Genomic DNA, 19438 nt, shown 5'->3' with positions numbered 1-19438 from the left:
TGGAGGTTTGATGACAGTCGGGGACCAGCGCCCTGGGGGCAGCCGCCCTGCCGTGTCGTGGGCACTACGCCAGGTTCTCGATCGCATCGCGAGCGGCGCGTTCGGGCCCGGGCAGCAGCTTCCCGTCGAGCGTGACCTAGCCCTGCAACTCGGCGTGTCCCGTGGCTCCATCCGTGAGGCCATGAGCGCTCTGGTGGCGCTCGGGTTGGTAGATCCGCGGCAGGGTGCCGGCGTGTTCGTCACCGCGCTCGACCCCGAACAGCTGCTGTCCGGTCTTCGACTGGTCCTGCCAATCGCCGACGAGACCCGGAGAGAGGAGCTTCTGGAGGTACAGGCCGTACTCGAAGGAGCCGCGGCAGGGCTGGCGGCGGTGCGCACCGGACCCGACGGCGTGCCCACGCTGTCCAAGCTGGCGGCCGAAGTCGCCGAAGCCGACACCCCGGCGGAAGCCGCCCATGCCGATCGGGACTTTCACCTCGGCTTGGCGCAGATGAGTGGCAACGCCGTACTCGCCGCCCTCGCCGATGCTCTGTTCAGCGGTGCCACCCGTCTTTCGGTCTGGCAGACCATGTGGGAGCAGGGGCGCGAGCACCTGCTGCTGGATCACGACATGGTGATCGCATCGCTGGAGAACCGGGATGCCGAGGGCGCACGCGCCTGGGCACTCACTCACGCGTCCAGGGCCGCCGCCGCCCGCCGAAGGCCGGAAACGAAACCTCGGATCGTCAAGCGCCGAAACCGTGCCGCAGCCGAGGCCGCCGTGGAGCGGCAGACGCCCGCCTGGTTCCGCGATGCGAAACTGGGCGTGCTCATCCACTGGGGCCTGTACTCGGTGCCCGGCTGGGCACCGCTCGACGAATCACTGGTGGAGTTGCTCACCGACGACGAGATCCGGCCGCACGTGAGCGACGAGCCCGACCCGCTCGTCGCCCATCCCTTCTCCGAGTGGTACCAGAACAGCCTCGCGATCGAAGGCAGCCCAACCTGGACCTACCACCGCGCCACCTACGCGACCATGCCCTACCGGCAGTTCCAAGCCCCCTTCGCAACCGCGTTGACCGAATGGGATCCGGCGGAATGGGCCGAACTGTTCGCCACCGCCGGCATCAGATACGCCGTGCCCGTCGCCAAGCATCACGACGGATACCGCATGTGGCCCTCGGCCGTGCCGCATCCCGACGGCTGGACCGCCCCACGCGACGTCGTCGGAGACGTTGCGGCGGCCATCCGGGAAAAGGGGCTGAGACTGGGCGTCTACTACTCCTCCGGCCTGGACTGGTCCTTCGCGAACCTGCCGGTCCGGCGTATGGTCGAGGTCCGCGACAGCTGCCCTCCCGGCCCCGAGTACGCCGCGTACGTGGACGCGCACTGGCGTGAGCTCATCGACCGTTATCGCCCGGACATCCTTTGGAACGACATGGGTTATCCCGGCGACCCCGCAGCCGTGTTCCGCGACTACTACGCTCGGGTTCCCGACGGTGTGGTGACCGATCGATTCTGGACCGGCAGCTACGACGTCGCCACTCCCAACTACGCCCGGCGGCACGTGATCGACACCCGCCCCTGGGAGGTGGCCCGGCCGGTCGGCGTCTCCTACGGCTGGAATCGCCAGGAGGGCCCCGAGCACACGCTGACCGGCAGTCAGCTCGTCCACCTCCTGCTGGACGTGGTCAGCAAGAACGGCAATCTCCTGCTCGGCGTCTCCCCCGACGACCGCGGCCGGATCCCGCAGATCCAGCAGCGCTCGCTGGCAGAACTCGGTGCCTGGCTAGCCGTCCACGGAGAGGCCGTGTACGGCACTCGCCCCTGGACGACACCGGAGTCCACCACGCAGGACGGCCTCCCAGTCCGTTTCACTGTGAAAGGCGAGGCGCTGTACGTCCACCTGCTCGGGCCGGCCGCCGGAGAGACCGTGGTCAATGGACTGCATTTGCCATCGGGGACAGAGGCTCACGATCTCTCTACTGGCATTTCGATCGTCACCAGTCCCGGGAGGAAGGGCAGCATCCTCGCCTTGCCAGAGCTCATGGCGTCGCCCGCACGGGTCTTGCGCGTCACCCCCCTCCCCGAAACAGGGTGAACCGCGTCTGGTGTTATCTGGGAAGAGAACCGGGTGGACCGCGGTCTCGGCAACCTCGACAGTGGCCATGACAGCGGGACGAGCACCATCGCCAGCGCCGCCGCGGTGGTGCCGCGTCCACCGTCGCGGCGTGAATCCATCTCGGCTGCCGTGGATCATCCGCTCTGAGTGAGATCACGAGTTGCCGCGAGGTCGGTGACGATCTCAAGGAGGCGCGGGAGCGCGGCATTGTCGTTACGTGGTAGCCAGGTGACGTCGGTGGGGGCGTAGGCGTCGGTGAAGGGGATGAAAACGACGCCGGTACGGCGGAGGCTCTGAGAAGAGCGGGCTAGGCGGGTGATGCCGACGCCGGCGGCGACCAGACCAAGGAGGTTCTGGGGGTTGGCGTCGGTATGGACGATGTTGGGAATGAAGCCGGCCTCGTGGAAGTGGTCGGTGTAGGTCCGGTGCCAGGGCTCCCATGAGCTCGGCGGGGTGAGGACCCAGCGTTCCTCCGCCAGCTCCCGCAGATCCAGTTCAGTGCGGTGGGCCAAGGCGTGGTCCTCGGGCAGGACGGCACACACGGGCTCGTTGGTCAAGGTCTGGGACGCGAGGCCGTCGACCAATGGCGGGCGGGTGAACGCGGCGTCGTAGCGTCCGCTGGTAACGCCCTCGATGAGGGTGGCGATGGTCGTCGATTCCGTAGTGATCCGCACGTCCGGCAATTGCTCGCGCAGGGCTCGGATGATGGGGGGCAGCAGATGGTTGGCGACGGTGGTCAAGAAGGCCAGGCGCAAGTCGCCGACCTCGCCCCGCTGGGCCCGCTGAACGACGGCGAGGGCCTGGTCCGCGCGTTCCAGGACGGCGCGGGCCTCGGCGGCGAACACATCGCCGACACCGGTCAGCCGGGTGCCACGGCTGTCGCGGTCGAACAGCCGCACCCCCAGCCGGCGCTCCAGAGCGGTGATCTGCTGGGAGAGGGACTGCTGGGCGATCAGTAGGCGCTCCGCCGCCCTGGTGAAGCTCAGCTCCTCGGCCACGGCCAGGAAATATCGCAGTTGCCGCAGTTCAGGATGGGTCACAGCTTCCGACTGTAGCGCGGGCAGGAAGCGGGTGTTGGATCTTGATCATGGCCCCCGACAGGCTGGTGGATAGCGGGAAGCACTGGGCGACCCGTACTCATAAGGGGGTTCACTGATGTCCGACATCGCCGCCGACCAGGCCCGGGTTTGGCTGATCACTGGCTGTTCCAGCGGGTTCGGTCGCGAGCTGGTGCGTGCCGCGGTTGCCGCGGGCGACCGGGTGATGGCAACCGCCCGTCGCCCCGAGGTCTTGGGCGACCTGGCGGATCTCGGACAGGGCCGGGTCGGCACCACCACGCTGGACGTGACCGACTCCGCCTCCATCAAGGATGCGGTCGAGGCGACACTGGCCGTCCACGGCCGGATCGACGTCGTGGTCAACAACGCCGGTAACCTGCTCTTCGGCGCCGTCGAGGGGTTCAGCATGGACCATCTGCGTAGCCAGATGGATACGTTGTTCTTCGGCGCCGCCGAGGTCACCAAGGCGGTCCTGCCGCACCTGCGCGAGCAGGGCAGCGGCACGATCGTGCAGATGAGCTCCATGGGTGGACAGGTCACCTTCCTCGGGTTCGGCGCCTACCATGCGGGCAAGTTCGCCCTGGAAGGCCTGTCGCAGACGCTCGCCCGGGAGCTCTCCCCGCTCGGCGTCCGCGTGATGATCGTCGAACCCGGGGCGTTCCGGACCCAGATCAACGCGAGCAAGATCGTCACTCCGGTTCCGGAGGCATATCACGGCAGCGTCGGCGCCTTCCGCACAGCCATCGACTCGATACGGGGCCAGGAGCCGGGCGATCCCGCCAAGGCCGCAAGCGCCATCGTCACCGCCGTTCACAGCGGCAACCCACCCCTGCGGCTGGTGCTGGGCGGCGATGCGGTCGACGGCATCCGCGCCGAGCTGGCGTCCCGGCTGCAGGAGGTGGCCGACTGGGAGGAACTCAGCCGCTCCACCGACGCCGCTGCCTGACCCGGCACATCGAATACATCTGAGGAAAGGAGCAACCCGTATGACCGCCCTCGCTGCAGGATCCTCCGAAGCGCTCCTCCGGGAGATCGCCGACCGGATGGCCGTCCGCAGGCTCGTCGATCTCTATGCCCGCTACGCCGACCGCCGGGACGCCAAGGGGCAGGCGGCGCTGTTCGCCGAGGACGCCCCTACCAGGGCGACCCCGCGAACAGTGAGCCCGTCCAGCTTCTCCAGGGCCGTGCCGAGCTGACTGCTGCCCTGGAATTTCTGAACACCTTCCAAGCCACGACGCACTTCATCGGTCAGCATGTCGTGGACTTCAACGAGGACAGCGCCACAGGCGAGACCCACTGCCTCGCCTACCACCTGTTCGAGCACAGCGGCCAGCGGATGCTGATGGTGATGTCCATCCGCAACCGGGACGTCTTCGTCCGTAGGGACGGGCAGTGGCTGTTCACCGAAAGGAAGATCATCGTAGACTGGACCGACAGCCGTCCCGCCACGCCTCAAGCAGCCGCATAAGAACGTGCACTCTGCTATCAAGACCCAGTTTCACAACCGTCGTCGCTGGATGTGACACCTCCCGCCAGTAGCCCGAGCTTGTGGCCACCGCGTCGAGCACCCGCTGGACCCGCAGCCCGTCCTCGAACGACGGTGCGGAGCAGGTCGGCGAGGGCATGTGGGAGTCGGACCGCGCGGTGCAGATCTCCAGATAGGGCCGACCCGGCTGGTGTCGCCAATTCCGCCAGGAAGTCCCGGCCCGTCGAGCGGGTACAGAGTCACTACACGGCACCGGTGATTGACGCGGACGACGTCGCCGCGTGGATCGCCTGGAGCCTCCGCCACGCCACTGGCCAGTACCACGATCGCGCCCACCGGCGACGGCCCAGATTCCGCGACTGTCTTGGCAAAGGACGGGCCGGGCATGTACGCGGTGGCCAGCCAAGGCACCGCGTAATCGGTGCAAGTTCGAGCTCGACATGAGTAAACGACTCGATTTCGGGCCGGGTCTGGAGGCCCAGCAGCCCTTCTGACCCGCTCCGGCAGGTGCTGGGTCAGGTTTCCTGGAGGAGTCTCAGAGTGTCCGGGCCGCGGCTGTTGCTGATCCAGACCTGCTGGCGGGCAGCGGTGAGGCGGCCGGCGAGTGCGTGGCCGATGGCTCCGGCTCCGATGATCCACCTGTCTGTTCCAAATGCCCGCGATGGCCCGGCGGATACAGGCAGGGGCCCGTTGCAGCAGCGCGATTTCCGAGAAACCGTGGCGATTCATCCCCCCTTGAGTCATAGCTGATAGCCGCCGATCATGCGTTCCGTTTCTCCTCGTGTACGGATTCGCCCTAAAGTTCCTGTGAGGCCAGGGCAGCTTTCTGCCGACGGAGCAACCCGATGGGGGAACCTCATTCCCCGTGTCAGGCCACTGGAACGCATCGGAGATGGATATGACATTGCCATGCCGGTGAGACCACCGTCGATGAAGTTGATCTCGCCGTCCAGCGTGTTCTCGCACCGTCTCGACTGGCCCGCTCGGGGCTCACCATAGAGCCGTACAGTTCCGGCATGCTGGTCAGCGCGCTCGAACCGATGCAGGGGATCGCCGACAGCCCCGCACGCTCCAGCTGACCCTGTCGGCATGATCACCTCGTACTTTGACGTACCAATTATCACGATATTCTCCCACCGCCCGAGCCACACCGGGCGGCCACTCGCGGACGTTCGGCGAATTTCACACACTTGTACTTAACCAGTTCAGTGACTAGCATGACAAATGCTCACTCGGGAATTTTCATCTAATAGTCTGACTACTTAACCCTTCGCGTAACATTTCCGCTTTTTCGAGCTGAACGGAGGAGAGCGCGTGCCCGTCGACCCCGAGCCGCCGCTGAGATCCGGCCCGCTGACCTGGGGGCAGCGATGGCCGTGGCTCGACCATTACAACCGCCCCGAGCACCGCGAGTTCAACGATTTCCCACTCCGCCAGCCGATCCCCGCAGGTCTGGACACCGGCCAGGTCCTGGCAGCGCTACGCGCCCTCGTGGCCCGCCACGAGGTGCTGCGCACCGCCTTCGTGATCGGCGAAGAAGGCGACCCGGTGCAGGTGGTATGCCCGGTGGAGGCGCTCGAACCGGTGATTCTCCCGGTCACGGCGCCGGGGGGCGAGGCCAACCGGCGGGCCTTCCGGTTCTTCACCGAAGCCAGGCGGGCGGTCGACCTCACCCACCTGCCGGTGGCCGCCGCCGTCGTCACCGTGGGCGGCGTGCCGCATGAGCTGCTGCTGGCCCTCGACCACATCGCCGTCGACCGGTGGGCCTTCGGCCTGCTCTGCCGCGATCTGACCGAGCTGTTGGAGGCGGCCGCCGCAGGCAGGGCTTCCGTCCTGGACCCCGCCAAAGTGCAGCCCCTGGACGCCGCCGCGATCGAGTCCGGCGAGGCCGGCGAGCGCCGCAAACGGCGCGCGCTGGAGTTCTGGGACAGGCAGCTGCGCGAGATGCCGCAGACGCTCTTCCCGGAGGCGGACCCGCTCGTCGGAGCGCACCGGGCGGCCCGCGCCGCCCACGCCGAGCTGCGCTCGGGCGCGGTCACCCTGGCCGCCGCCCTGCTGGCGCGCCGCCGCCAGGTCTCACCCGTCAGCGTGCTGCTGACCGCGTCGATCGCGGCGCTGTCGGCCACCACCGGCTTCACCACGATCCCGATCGAGATCCAGAGCGCCAACCGCTTCCGCCCCCACCAGGCTGGCCTGGTCAGCTCCGAGGTCCTCCCGGCGATGGCCATGGTGCGCGTGCACCCCGGCGACACGATGCGCTCGCTCACCCAAACCGTGGCCGCCGAGATGGTCCGCGGCCTCCGGTACGGCCACTGCGACCACATGCACCGGATGGCCTCGTTCATGCGCATCGCCCACGAGCGCGGCGTCTGCTTCTACGCCCTGCCGGAGTACAACCACTTCGCGGGGCAGGACGAGCAGCAGCCCCACCCCGTCGAGCCCGGGCTGGCCGACCTGGAGAAGGCGGCCGCGGAAAGCAAGGTGACCACCGAGGAGATCGACTGGTGGGACCGCTTCCGCATCCAGGTCGAAGCCGATGGCCCGCGCACCCGGGTGTCGGTCTTCGCCTCGCGCCGGATCTGGACCACCGCGCAGGCGGCGGCCTTCCTGGAACTGCTTGAGGAACTGCTCGTCTCCTTCGCGCGGGCGGAACTTCGGGAGCCTGCCGAGGACGCCTTCCCATTTCGCGCCATCCACCCGCCCGCTCTCTGGATAGACGGCTGCCGGATCGACCTCGCGGAGATCCGCAGGATGCTGCTCGGCTGCGCCGGTGTCCGGGACTGCATGGTCGTCCTCGACGGCGATGGCGTCCTGGCCTATGTCGCAGCAGGCTCCCCGCAGCCGGTGCCGCAATTGCTGCACCGCGAGGTCGTCCGCCGCCTTCCCGGCCATCCCGCCGCGATCGCCCCCCGCCGGTATGTGATCGTGGCGGCACCGCCGACCGACCCGGCATCCACGGCTGCGTGGGCCGCACTGCCGGTCGTGGCCGAGGACGACGGGCGTGGACCGGTGCCCGACCCCCTCCCGGACGAAGGCCCGCTGCTCTCGGCGGTCCTCAGACACGCCGCCCCCGCCGCCACTCCGGAGGAGTCGTACACGATCGCGGGTGGCGAACCGATCCGCATCCCTGCGGTGCTGACGGCGCTGCGCCGCGAGGGCTACCAGGGACTCGACATGCGTGACCTGATGACCAACATCCCGCTCGGGGAACTCGCCGCCCGCCTGAAGCCCGTCCCATGCGACGTGCCCCGCCGGGTCCGACCGATTCAATCCAGATAAACGATTCGCTCTACCCGCGCGACTGCCGGCCCGCGCTCGACAGCCCGGCCGAGGTACGCGCCCTGGAGTTTTGGGCCGCGCTCTACCGCGAGCACGGCGCCCCACCCTGACGGCCGAGGTGCCCTCGGCACCGGCGAATGGGGGTGGCCATGTGACCGGGGCAGCCGGCAGATCAAGGCGATCGACACGGCCCAGCCGTCGATGAGGGGCGACCGATCCACTGGCGGCGGGCCCGGCCGGCGAGGGCAAGTCCATGGTGCTGCCATCTGGCCTGATCAACGCGCTCATCCTGGACTTCACCACGTTCAGCGCCGCCCCCCTAGCCCGCAGTAGAGTCCCCGCTCGCTGAACATTTCACTCAACCGATCAAGCAAATGTCCAGCTCATTGTCTGATGTTGGGCCAGATCTATTGACTTAACCGTTTAAGTCATATTGGCTCCGCCCCACAACCTGCTTCCCGCGACGGTGAAAGGAACCAGAATTGAGACGAATCCTCGGGCTCCTGCTGGTCGTCCTCATGGCGATCATGGTAGCCCCGCCGGCCTTTGCCGAGAATGCGCCCAACGGTTATCCGTACTGCGTCAACGGCAGTTCCTCCGACCCCGATGGGGACGGCTGGGGCTGGGAGAACAACCAGTCCTGCGTGGTACGCGGCAGCCTCGCCGATCCGGCAGCCGGGTCGGGTACCGGTGGTACGGCGCCTAACGGTTACCCGTACTGCGTCAACGGCAGTTCCTCCGACCCCGATGGGGACGGCTGGGGCTGGGAGAACAACCGCTCCTGCGTGGTACGCGGCAGCAGTGCCGACACCGGCTCCGGTGGTGGCTCGGGAGGCGGGTCCGGGACGCTGACCTGTCCCTCCGGTGCGACCTGCGGCTCCTACTCCGTCAGCGGTCTGGGCAACCGAAAGCGGCAGGTCACCAGTGCCGGCGGCAACGTCCTGGACCTGGCGGTCGCCATGCTGGAGACCGAGAACATGCAGACCAACTACCCCTACGGCGACAACAAGTCCGGGGACGCCGCCAACTTCGGCATTTTCAAGCAGAACTGGCTCATGCTCCGCACCGCGTGCAGCCAGTTCCGCGGCCAGGCCACCAGTAGCTACAACAACGGCGCCGCCCTGAACAGCAATTTGAGCGCCGACGTCTCCTGCCTGCACCAGAGCCAGAGCTACTACGGCATCAACACCTGGTTTGCGGGCCACCGCAACGGAGCCACCGGCCTCAGCAACCCCAACACCGCCGACATCAACGCCTACCGCACCGCGATCAACTGGATCCGCGACCGGCTCAACAGCAGCTCAGCCAACCTGACCAACGACACCCGCTTCTGGGTGAACGTCCCGGCCATCTGAACCAGTGGGCGGCGGTGACGTGGCTACCTGATCCAGCCACGGTGCCGCCGCCCAGCGAGGGCCGGGCATGCGCATATTCGAGGAACAGCCTACTCAGGCGCGGGCCCTCGGCCGTATGCGATGAACCACAGTCACCGTCAACTGAATACGGGCCTTCCGCGCATCGGATTCAGGATCGACCACCAGTCAACTAGTGATCCTGTTCAAGCCGCGATTGTGCGATGTGCGGCCCATTGGTAGAACGACCGATCGATCCCGCAAGGAGATCTCATGCGTGCCATCTCTCTCGCGTCCCTCGTTGCGCTGGCCGTGCTTTCGACGGCAGCCCCCGCGTCCGCTGCTGCCCTTGAGGAGCAGTTCGTCTGCGGATCCAGCCCCACCCCGGCCGGCTGGACCGTCACCGCCTGGCTGCACAATGCCTCCTGCGGGGCAGGCCCGCTCAACCCCCTCTATAACTGGAAAAGGATCACTCGTGTCGACAACCTACCGATCGGTAGCCACCTGGTGATGTGCTCGACCCAATCGGTGCCGAACGGATGGTTCGCCATCAACCCCGTCACCTCTGGGGCGTGCCAGTACAACGGTGGCTCGGTGAACGCGATCGCGATCAGGCGGGCGTTCTGACATCCGACTCTGGTTCGTGCCGCCCGAGGCGGGACTTCGGGCGGCACTGTTTCGCTACAACCAGGCCCCGCGCTGGTGACTCCGGTCTCGGGCTCGCCCTGGTCGAGCAGCAAGCTCATCTCCACGACGGCGTCCTCCACCTCGCAGGAGCTCCCTGCGGCGGCTCCAGGCCGTCCTGACCCCCATGGCGTCGGCTGACGCCGATCAGGTGATCACAGTCCGTTTCGGCGGGTGACCTGGGCGAGCCAGCGGGCGCTCTGCTTGGGGATGCGCCGCTGGGTGGCGTAGTCGAGGTAGACCAGCCCGAAGCGGCGGGAGTAGCCCCAGGCCCACTCGAAGTTGTCCGTCAGCGCCCACACGAAGTATCCCCGCAGGTCGATCCCGTCCTGGATGGCGCGGGCCGCGACGCGGAAGTGGCTGTCGAGGTAGGCCACCCGCGCCGGGTCGGCGATCTCGCCGTCGGGGCCGATCTCGTCGGCGAAGGCGGCGCCGTTCTCCGTCACGTACAGCGGCATCGGCCCGTACTCGCGGTGCACCCGGCTGAGCACGTCGTACAGCCCCTGGGGGTCGATCTCCCAGCCCATCTCCGTCGCGGGCAGGCCGCGGCTGACGAACTCCACGTCGTTGCTGGCCGGCCATGCCGAGGCCGCGTCCGGCGCCTGGCGCGGCCCGTCTCCGGCCCGCACCACGTGCCTGCTGTAGTAGTTCACGCCGAGGAAGTCCAGCGGCTGGGCGATCACCTGGGTGTCGCCCTCCAGGATGTGCCCGGAGCCGGTCACCTCCGCCAGGTCCCGCAGCAGGTCGGCGGGGTAGGCGCCGCGCAGCATCGGGTCGAGGAACTGACGGTTCATCAGCGCGTCGATACGGCGTGCCGCGTCGCGGCCGGCGTCGGAGTCGCCGGCCGGGTCGACCGGATACAGGTTTACGGTGACGCCGAAGGATCGGCTCGCGTCGTGGGCGCGCATCGCCTGGATCGCCAGGCCGTGGCCGAGCATCAGGTGGTGGGCCGCGCTCACGGAGGCGGCCGGCTCGCGACGGCCCGGCGCGTGCACCCCGGAGGCGTACCCGAGGTAGGCGGCGCACCAGGGCTCGTTCAGCGTCGTCCAGTTCTCCACGCGGTCGGCGAGGCGGGCGTAGACGGCCGCCGCGTAGTCGGCGAACCGGTGGGCGGTGTCCCGCTCCGGCCAGCCGCCCGCGTCCTCAAGCTCTTGGGGCAGGTCCCAGTGGTAGAGGGTGACCCACGGCCGCACGTCCCGCGCCAGCAACTCGTCGATCAGCCGGTCGTAGAAGCCGACGCCCGCCTCGTTCAGCGGTCCGCGCCCGCCCGGCTGCAGCCGGGGCCAGGCCAGCGAGAAACGGTAGTGGGTGGCTCCCAGGTCGGCCAGCAGTCCCACGTCCTCGCGGTAGCGGTGGTAGTGGTCGCAGGCCACGTCGCCGGTGTCACCACCGAGGATCGCGCCGGGGGTGTGCGCGAAGGTGTCCCAGACCGAGGGGCCGCGGCCGTCCTCGGTGGTCGCGCCCTCGATCTGGTAGCTGGCGCTGGCGGCGCCCCAGACGAATCCGGCGGGGAAGGCCACCGGCTCGGCGGACAGGTGGGTGATCTCGGTGTCGGTCATGGACGAAACTCCTCCTGGGTTGTGCGCGGTCACCACTGCCAGAGTGCGGGGGGTGCGGCCAGCGGTTGCAGGACGTCCCACAACCCGGCGGGAATCTCCCAGGTCGCTAGCCTGGCGGTCTCCTCGACCCGTTCGGGTCGGGAGACGCCGACGATCGTGGAGGTGATGCGCGGGTCGCGCATGGAGAACTGCAACGCGGCGGCGCCGAGCGGCACGCCGTGCTCGGCGCAGGCGGCCTCCATCGCCCGTACCCGGCGCAGCACCTCCTCGTCGGCCTGCTGGTAGGCGTACTTGCCGGACGCGGCGGTGCCCTTGGCGAGGATGCCGCCGCCGAAGGGCGCGCCGTTGACCACGCCCACGCCGAGCGTGACCGCCTCGTCGAGCAGGTCGCCGGCGGACCGGTCGACCAGAGTCCACCGGTTGTGCGTGATCAGCGCCTCGAAGACCCCGGTGCGCAGGTACTGCGCCATCAGCTCCACCGGGCCGCCGGCCACGCCCAGATGGCCGATCACGCCTTCACCCTTGAGCTTCAGCAGGGCCTCGACCGGTCCATCGGGCGCCATGCCCGCCTCGAAGCTGATGTGCTCGGGGTCGTGCAGGTAGACCAGCGGCAGCCGGTCGAGGCCGAGCCTGCGCAGGCTGCCCTCCGCCGAGCGGCGTACCTGGTCGCCGGAGAAGTCCCCGGTCACGCCGTCCCGGTCGACCTTGGTGGCGAGTACGAAGCCGTCCGGCACTCCCCCGATCCGGCGCAGGGCCGCGCCGACGCGCCGCTCGCTTTCGCCGTCGCTGTAGCCCGCGGCGGTGTCGAGGAAGTTGAACGGCCCGGTCAGCGCCGCCAGCGCGGTCGCGGTTCCGCGCTCGGCGCTCACCTCGTAGCCGAAGTTCTCCGGCATGCTGCCGAGCGGGCCGCCGCCGACGCATACCTGGGTCACCTCCAGACCGGTCCGGCCCAGCGGCCGCCGAGGGAAGACAGGAGCCGTCATCGTGCGCTCACCGGCCGCAGCGGCACGCCGTCGGCGTCGGTGAGCAGGCCGTCCCCGGCCGGGTGCGCCCCTGCCGCGACCAGCCGCGCCGCGGCTTCGGCGGTGTCGTCGACGGCGATGCCGATGTGGCGGAAGCCGTGCCGGGACGCATCGGGCGTCCAAGGGCTGGGGGCCTTGGGCGCGGTGAAGGTGAACACCTCGATCACGACGTCGCCGGCCTGCAGGTAGGTCAGCAGGAAGCCGCGCGGATCCTGGTCCTGCGAGATCTCGCCGATCACCTCGTAGCCCAGGGTGTCGCGGTAGAACGCCAGCGTCGCGTCGAGGTCCGCCACGGTCACCGCGACGTGGCCGAAGGCCGGGCCGGCGGTGCGGGGGCGGGCCTGCGCGGCGGCGCGCTCGCGGTCGGCCAGTTCCGGCGAGGTCACCGTGTGGTATTGCAGGTACTTGTCGACGATCTCCAGGTGGGTCCCATCGGGGTCTTGGAAGAAGGCCAGCCGCACACCGCCGACGGCGTCCAGCGGGGGCAGGGTGAAGGGAATGCCGGCGTCGCGGACCTTTTCCGCTTGGAGATCGACGTCGCCGACCGTGAAGCCGATGTGCCGCACGCCGCGCTGGAGGTCGTCGTTGATCCAGCCGCCGAGGTCGCCGGGCCCGACCTCGGCCAGCTTGAGCAGCGCGGGGCCGGCCGACAGCCAGCGGACACCGGGCGAGTCCAGATCCTGGACCGGCCGGAAACCGAGCAGGCCCTGGTAGAAATCGAGTGAGCGGGCCAGGTCGGTGACTCCGATCTCGACGTGCTGGATACCGATCGGATGGTTGGGCACGAGCGTCCTTTCGTGGGGTTGAGCGGTCAGGATTTGACCGCTCCGAGGGTGAGGCCGGCGACGAACCGGCGCTGCATCCGGATGTAGACGAGCACGATCGGCAGGATGGACATGGTCAGCGACGCGCAGACCAGCGGCCAGTCGGTCGAGTACTGCCCGACGATGGTGTACAGCACGGGCTGCAGCGGCAGGTAGTCCGGATTCTGGAGGAACGTCTGGGCGTAGAGGAACTCGTTCCAGGTGTTCATGAACTGGAAGATGACCACGGTCGCCACTCCGGGCGCGGCCAGCGGGAGCATGATCTTCCGGAAGATGGTGAACTCTCCCGCGCCGTCGGCGCGGGCCGCCTGGATCAGCTCGTCCGGCAGCGTCTCGAAGAAGGCGCGCATGAGGAACATCGCGAACGGCAGCGATGTGCCGATGTACACCAGGAGCAGGCCCTGCCGGGTGCCCAGCAGGTGCAGCGTGCGCAACTGCAGGAACAGCGGCAGGATGATCGCCGTCACCGGCAGCATGAGGGTGCTGAGCAGGATCACGTACAGCGTCTGCCGGAACGGGAAGCGCAGCTTGGCGAACGCGTAGCCGCCGAGGGTGGCCAGTGCCACCACCGCGAGGACGGTGAGCGTGGTGATCGCCAGTGTGGTGAGGAAGTGTGAGGGATAGTCGAGTTGCGACCAGGATCGCTGGTAGGCGTCGAAGGTGACGTGGTCGGGGATGATCCCGCCGCCGAAGACGGTGTCCCTGCGGCGTACTGAGGTCAGCAGCATCCACACGAACGGGAAGACGGTGGCCGCGGAGATCGCGATGAGCAGCACGTATCCCGTGGATCGCCAGATTCGGCGCCGCACGCGCACCGACGAGGCGCTGCGCCAAGCCTGTGTGGTGGTCATCGGGAGGCCCTCCGGGAGGTGCGCAACTGGGCGAGCGTCACGATCATGCACAGCGCGAAGATCACCATGCTGATCGCGGTGGCGTACCCGAACGACGGCGTGGCCCCGGACTCGTTGCCGAAGGCCAGGCCGTACAGGTAGGTGCCGAGCACCTCGGAGGCCCGGTTGGGGCCGCCACCGGTCATGACGTAGATCAGGTCGAACGTCTTGAACCCGTTGATCAGGTTGAGCAGGACCACCACCCCGGTGACCATGCGCAGCATCGGCACGGTCACCCGCCGGAACTGCTGCGCGGGTCCTGCGCCGTCGATGCGGGCGGCCTCGTACAGTGTCGGGTCGATGCCCTGCAGCCCGGCCAGGAAGATCAGCATGTACAGGCCCGCGGACTGCCACAGCGATACCACGATGAGCGCCGGCACGACCAGGTTCGGGTCGGCCAGCCACGGCTGGGCCAGCGCGCCCAGCCCGACCGCGCGCAGCGCCTCGTTGAGCGTGCCGAGGTTGGGTTCGTAGATGAGCTGCCAGAGCACGCCGGTGACCACGAACGAGATCACCGCCGGGATGAACAGCAGCGTCCGGTAGATCACCGTGCCACGCCACCGCCCGTTCATCAGCACCGCCAGCAGCAGCGGCAGCACCGTCTGCAGGACCGTGGTGACGGCGGTGAACAGGAACGTGGTGCCCAGAGCCTTCCAGAACACCGGGTCGTGGATCATGAAGTCGAAGTTGTCCAGCCCCACGAACCTCGGCTCGTCGAAGCCGCTCCACTCCGACAGGCTCAGGTAGAGCGAGCGCAGGAACGGAACGCCGACGAAGATCGCGAAGAAGACCACGATCGGGGCGACGAAGAGGTAGCCGATCACGGCCTCCCGGGCCCGGGGCTGGAGACCGGCCCCGGGCCGGGCGGCGCGGACGATGGACATGATCAGTTGCCGCCGCGGGCGCGCACGACGTCGGCCTGGATCTTCGTCGCGGTCTCCTCGGGCGCCGCCTGCCCGCCGATCAGCGCGGCCACCGCGTTGGCGGCCGACCCCGACGAGCCCTTGCCGAACAGGATGTGCGGCGCCCCGTCGCCGTTGATCAGCCAGGACGTCATCTCCTTCAGCACCGGGTCGCTGACCTGGGCGCCGGCCGTCTGAGTGGAGGGCATGCTGGCCGAATCGTTCATGATCTTCGCGTACCGGGGCGACTCGTACATGAACTTCACGAACTCCAGCGCGGCCGCCTTGTTCTTGCTGGTCTGGCTCACGGCGAAGCCGGCTCCCGCCTGGTTGGCGCACCAGTGCCGCTTGCCCGCCGCCCAGGCCGGGGTCTGCATGACCTTGTAGCGCTGGACGAAGTCCTTGGGGGCGTTCTGGATGAAGTCCTGCGGTACCCAGGAGCCCATGAAGAGCATGGCCGCCTTGCCGGTGTAGAGCAGGGTCTCGCCCTGCGGAGTGGTGATGCCGTTGGCGTTGGGGGCGAACGCGCCGCCCTTGACCAGCTCCTCCAGCTTCTTCAGCGCCTCGGTGACCTTGGGGTGATCCCATTTGGCGCCGTTGCGCTGCTGGTCGATGTCGAGCAGCAGTTTCGGGTCGTCGGACGCCTGGGTGATCAGTGGCAGGAAGAAGTCCAGGCCGTTGGTGCCCGGGCTGTTGGACAGCACGCAGGGCAGCACGCCCGCGTCCTTGAGCTTCCCGGCCACCGTCAGCAGGTCCTCCCAGGTCTCCGGCACGTCGGCCTTGACCCTGGCGAAGATGTCGGGGTCGTAGAAGATGCCGAAGGTCTGCGCCATCCAGCCGAGGGCGTACTGCTTGCCGTTGTCGGTGTACTCGTCGTTGGTCGACTGGAAGAAGTCCTGCAGGAAGTCCGCGCCCAGTTCGGTACGCAGGTCGGCGGAGATGCCGGCCTTGCCGTACTCGATGGCCAGGACGTGCGGCGCGAAGATCTCCGGTGGGTCGCCTGCGGCGACCGCGCCCTGCAGCGCGGGCAGGTAGGAGTCGGGGTCGCCGAACAGGCGGTTCTCCACGACGATGGTGGGGTGCGCGGCCTGGAACTCCTGGATCAGCGGACCCCACTGGTCGCGCTGCTGGCTGTACCAGTGCCACAGGCGCACCTTGGCCTTGCCTCCGGCAGTGGTGCCGCCTCCCGTCGATGTGTCCGCGTCACACGCGCTGAGCAGGCCGGGCGCCGCGAGCGCGGCCGCGCCCAGAAGGCTGTTGCGCAGCAGGTTGCGCCGGCTCACTCCGGCGCCGGAACTGCTGGGCGATGTCTCAGCGCTGCCCGGGAATCCCTGGACCATGGCGGCGTCCTTCCGTTTGATGATCGTTTGACCCTGTTCGCAGGTCTGGCCTCGCCCCCGAGCGCCGGCGTCACGAAATATTGAGAACGACTGAAGGTGTTGGAACGGCAGTCCACACCGCTGTGACAGGGACGTCAACGAAACATTTCCGCCGCGTATCGGGGCTATTCGAACCGCTGCGGCATCCGATTCCCGTCCTCGGCTGGCCGCCTAAACTGCGAAAGCCCGGCGCCGCCCGGGATATGACGAGGAGGTTCCCCGCATGCGAGCCGTTCGCTGGCACGGAGCGGGTGACGTCCGGGTCGAGGACGTCCCGCCACCACCGCTCCCGGGGCCCGGCGAGGTCAGGGTCCGGGTCGCCTGGTGCGGGTTGTGCGGCACCGACGTGCACGAATACCGCTTCGGCCCGGTGCACGTCCCGGTGCGTCCGCACCCGGTGACCGGGCGGTCGGCACCGCTGACCATGGGACACGAGATCTCCGGGTGGATCGAGTCGGCCGGCCCCGGCGTGACCGCGCCGGCCGAAGGAGACCTCGTCGCCCTCAACGCGCTGCTGCCGTGCGGCGCCTGCCGGCCGTGCGCGCGGGGCGACGTCCAGCTCTGCCTGATCCTCGGCCATCTGGGCCAGTCCGCCGACGGCGGGCTGGCCGACCTCCTCACCGTCCCGGCCTCGATGGCCGTGCCCGCGCCGCCCGGCATGAGCCCCGAACTGGCCGCCCTCGCCGAGCCGTTCGCCGTGGCGATGCGGGCGGTACGGCACGCGGGCCGCCCGGCCGGCATGCCGTGCGTGGTGATCGGCGCGGGCACCATCGGCCTGGCGGCGGCTCTGATCCTCGATGCCGACGGCAACGGCGTCACCGTGCTGGACATCGCCAAGGAACGAATCAGGCACGCGGCCGGCCTGGGCTTGGCGGCGCTCGAGGTGACCGAGGCCCGCGCCGCTGGGATCCAGGCCCCCGTCGTGATCGAGTGCTCGGGCGCGGCGTCGGCGGGCGACGCGGCCGTGCGGTTCGCCGAACCCGGCGGCGTCGTGGTGATCGTGGGACTGCCCGGCGGCCCCAGCACCCTCGACCTCGCCGACGTGGCGCTGCGCGAGATACGGATCATCGGCAGCATGTCGCACCTCGCCGACGCCGACATGACCCCGGCCATGGAGATCCTCGCCGCCCACGGCGAGCGGGCCGGGCGGATCGTGACCGCGCGGGTCGCCCTCGCCGAGACCGTCAGCCACGGACTCGACGTGCTCGTCGGCCCCGGCCGGGACCGGCACGCGAAGATCCTGGTACGGGTGCACGCGGACCGGTGAGTTCCGGCTGGCGAGGCCGAACGACCACAATTATGACATATCGGATGATATCGCCCATCGTCTGTGGCCTGTCGCGGCGTGGACGAGTCAGCGGTGGCCCTGGGTTCGGCGCTGATCCGCGGGCGGCGGGACGGGCGACTCCTCACCCCAGGGCCACTGGGGCGAGGGGAGCCTGCCGATGACCTCCCGCACCGCGTCCACGGCGGGTGATTTGACGCCGTCGCCGCGCCACCAGAGCGCGACCACCCGCTCGCAGTGCGGGTCGGCGATCGGCACCAGCGCGACCCCTTCGATGTTGGCCGTGGTCATGGCCAGGCTGTTGGTGACTCCGGTGCCCATGCCGTAGCGGACCAGGGAGATGAGCGTCTGCGGCTGGTTGGTCTGGGCCGTGATCGTCGGGGTGAGCCCGGCCTGGGCGAAGGCGAGGTTGGTCTCGTACTGCCGGCCGTACCCCTCGTCGCTCTCCCCGATGCTGATCACCGGCAGCGAGGCGATCTGGCTGAGCCACACCGAACGGGCCCGCGCGAGAGGGTGATCCTCGCGGAACACCGCGACCAGCGGCTCCCGCCACAGGATCCGGTGGGCGACCTGGTCTGCGTTGATCAACGGCAGCAGCGGCCGGATGGCGAGATCCACGTCCCCGCTGATGAGAGAGCTGCCGAGCGCGACACTCGGCCCCTCACGCAACACCAGCCGCGCCTGCGGGTGGGAACGCCGCAGGGCGCGCACGGCGAGCGGGTAGAGGTACGCGGCGGCACTGGGGTAGGCGCCCAGCCGCACCTCGCCGCGCACCACTCCCCCGGTCAGGTCGGCCAGTATGGTGAGGTGGCGCAGGATCTCCTCGGCGTGCGGCAGCAGCGCCCGCCCCTCGGCAGTGAGCACGGCCGGGTGCACGGACCGGTCGAGCAGCTTGGTGCCCAACTCGCGTTCGAAGTCGGCGATGTGGCTGCTGACCCGCGGCTGCGAACGGTAGAGCGCCTTGGCGGCGGCGGAGAACCCGCCATAGCGCGCGACCGCCACGAAGCTGGCGATCCAGTCGATGCGGTAGTGGTGAACGCTCTTGATGTCCATCGGCGACGAGCCTACCTATGCGGAGTCGGCACGCCCCGGGCGGCCGCAGGTCAGCGGATGAACTGGCGCACGTAGTCGGCCCCGAGCCCGACCTTCTCATAGTGCGCACGGCACATGTCGATCTTCGTGAACGTGTCCTCGAAGCCGATCTGCACCCCGGCCTCGTCGACGTACGCCATCGCACCGGAGATGTTGAAAAACGTGATCATCTCGTCGCAGTCGTCGGGCACGGCGAGGGTGTGGATCTCCCCCGGCGGCTCGTACACGAAGTGACCGGCCTCGGCCACCCACGGATGCTCGTAGTAGTGCCACTTCCCCTTGATCACGTAGCCGAAGACCGCGCCGGGGTGACGGTGGCGCGAGACGATGCCGGACGTGGTCACCTTGAGCAGGTTGCACCACTGGCCGGTCACCGTGTTGAACATCAGCGGGCGGAACCACACGTTGGGGGCCTGGGGCACCCAGACCCGGTCGTCGTCCGGAACCGCCGCGACGGCGATCTCCGGCGGCACCTCTCCGGAGATCGCGATCACGGGTCCCTGGGCACTCGTCATGGTCTTGCCT

General features: G+C 68.8%; 17 protein-coding genes. 8 read left to right on the top strand and 9 right to left on the bottom strand.

What is annotated here, in order from left to right; translation table 11 throughout:
* Positions 1-10 precede the first annotated feature (10 nt).
* Entirely contained in the window at positions 11-2080 is a 2070-nt protein-coding gene (locus tag ABGB08_RS02920) for an alpha-L-fucosidase (protein ID WP_347585915.1), read from the top strand.
* A 155-nt stretch (positions 2081-2235) separates the two neighbouring features.
* Here ABGB08_RS02920 and ABGB08_RS02915 read toward each other — a convergent pair whose 3' ends face one another.
* Positions 2236-3141, bottom strand: a complete 906-nt coding sequence (locus tag ABGB08_RS02915; protein ID WP_347585913.1) for a LysR family transcriptional regulator — start codon at positions 3139-3141, stop codon at positions 2236-2238.
* Between the two features lie 115 nt (positions 3142-3256).
* Here ABGB08_RS02915 and ABGB08_RS02910 point away from each other — a divergent pair, with 115 nt between their 5' ends.
* The 6 genes from ABGB08_RS02910 to ABGB08_RS02885 all read left to right on the top strand — a co-directional run bounded on the left by ABGB08_RS02910 (position 3257) and on the right by ABGB08_RS02885 (position 9903).
* Positions 3257-4105 carry an SDR family NAD(P)-dependent oxidoreductase gene (locus ABGB08_RS02910; protein WP_347585911.1) on the top strand — a complete coding sequence of 283 codons (849 nt, stop codon included), beginning with the start codon at positions 3257-3259 and terminating at the stop codon, positions 4103-4105.
* A gap of 40 nt (positions 4106-4145) precedes the next feature.
* Positions 4146-4355 carry a nuclear transport factor 2 family protein gene (locus ABGB08_RS02905; RefSeq protein ID WP_347585909.1) on the top strand — a complete coding sequence of 70 codons (210 nt, stop codon included), beginning with the start codon at positions 4146-4148 and terminating at the stop codon, positions 4353-4355.
* Positions 4352-4627, top strand: a complete 276-nt coding sequence (locus tag ABGB08_RS02900; RefSeq protein WP_347586425.1) for a nuclear transport factor 2 family protein — start codon at positions 4352-4354, stop codon at positions 4625-4627. Before ABGB08_RS02905 ends, ABGB08_RS02900 begins: the two co-directional genes overlap by 4 nt.
* 1332 nt (positions 4628-5959) lie before the next feature.
* Positions 5960-7924: a condensation domain-containing protein gene (locus ABGB08_RS02895; RefSeq protein ID WP_347585907.1), complete on the top strand. Its 1965-nt coding sequence runs from the start codon at positions 5960-5962 to the stop codon at positions 7922-7924.
* A gap of 482 nt (positions 7925-8406) precedes the next feature.
* Complete coding sequence (locus ABGB08_RS02890; protein ID WP_347585905.1) at positions 8407-9279, top strand: carbohydrate-binding domain-containing protein; 873 nt, start codon at positions 8407-8409, stop codon at positions 9277-9279.
* Positions 9280-9549: 270 nt separating this feature from the next.
* Complete coding sequence (locus ABGB08_RS02885) at positions 9550-9903, top strand: hypothetical protein (RefSeq protein WP_347585903.1); 354 nt, start codon at positions 9550-9552, stop codon at positions 9901-9903.
* Positions 9904-10115: 212 nt separating this feature from the next.
* Here the strand turns inward: ABGB08_RS02885 and ABGB08_RS02880 are convergent, their stop codons facing one another.
* From ABGB08_RS02880 to ABGB08_RS02855, 6 genes are read right to left on the bottom strand one after another with little or no spacing between them, the layout of a single operon-like run.
* Complete coding sequence (locus tag ABGB08_RS02880; RefSeq protein WP_347585900.1) at positions 10116-11519, bottom strand: GH1 family beta-glucosidase; 1404 nt, start codon at positions 11517-11519, stop codon at positions 10116-10118.
* Between the two features lie 29 nt (positions 11520-11548).
* Entirely contained in the window at positions 11549-12502 is a 954-nt protein-coding gene (locus ABGB08_RS02875) for an aldo/keto reductase (protein WP_347585898.1), read from the bottom strand.
* Entirely contained in the window at positions 12499-13326 is an 828-nt protein-coding gene (locus tag ABGB08_RS02870) for a VOC family protein (RefSeq protein ID WP_347585896.1), read from the bottom strand. Before ABGB08_RS02870 ends, ABGB08_RS02875 begins: the two co-directional genes overlap by 4 nt.
* Before the next feature lie 26 nt (positions 13327-13352).
* Positions 13353-14216 (bottom strand): carbohydrate ABC transporter permease, encoded by an 864-nt coding sequence (locus ABGB08_RS02865; RefSeq protein WP_347585894.1) that lies wholly within the window; start codon positions 14214-14216, stop codon positions 13353-13355.
* Positions 14213-15139 (bottom strand): sugar ABC transporter permease, encoded by a 927-nt coding sequence (locus tag ABGB08_RS02860; protein ID WP_347585892.1) that lies wholly within the window; start codon positions 15137-15139, stop codon positions 14213-14215. The genes ABGB08_RS02865 and ABGB08_RS02860 overlap by 4 nt, the downstream gene beginning before the upstream one ends.
* A gap of 2 nt (positions 15140-15141) precedes the next feature.
* Positions 15142-16497: an extracellular solute-binding protein gene (locus ABGB08_RS02855; RefSeq protein ID WP_347585890.1), complete on the bottom strand. Its 1356-nt coding sequence runs from the start codon at positions 16495-16497 to the stop codon at positions 15142-15144.
* Between the two features lie 262 nt (positions 16498-16759).
* Here ABGB08_RS02855 and ABGB08_RS02850 point away from each other — a divergent pair, with 262 nt between their 5' ends.
* Positions 16760-17803, top strand: a complete 1044-nt coding sequence (locus ABGB08_RS02850; protein ID WP_347585888.1) for an alcohol dehydrogenase catalytic domain-containing protein — start codon at positions 16760-16762, stop codon at positions 17801-17803.
* Between the two features lie 87 nt (positions 17804-17890).
* On the opposite strand, the gene ABGB08_RS02845 is transcribed toward ABGB08_RS02850, so the two are convergent.
* Positions 17891-18874 (bottom strand): LysR family transcriptional regulator, encoded by a 984-nt coding sequence (locus tag ABGB08_RS02845; RefSeq protein ID WP_347585886.1) that lies wholly within the window; start codon positions 18872-18874, stop codon positions 17891-17893.
* Positions 18875-18924: 50 nt separating this feature from the next.
* Complete coding sequence (locus ABGB08_RS02840) at positions 18925-19428, bottom strand: 2,4'-dihydroxyacetophenone dioxygenase family protein (protein WP_347585884.1); 504 nt, start codon at positions 19426-19428, stop codon at positions 18925-18927.
* Positions 19429-19438: the final 10 nt, after the last annotated feature.

It is taken from the genome of Acrocarpospora sp. B8E8, from assembly GCF_039871605.1.
GTDB lineage: Bacteria > Actinomycetota > Actinomycetes > Streptosporangiales > Streptosporangiaceae > Acrocarpospora > Acrocarpospora macrocephala.
The sequence above is the reverse complement of the archived record's forward strand: the minus strand, read 5'-3'. Positions and strand labels throughout refer to the sequence as shown.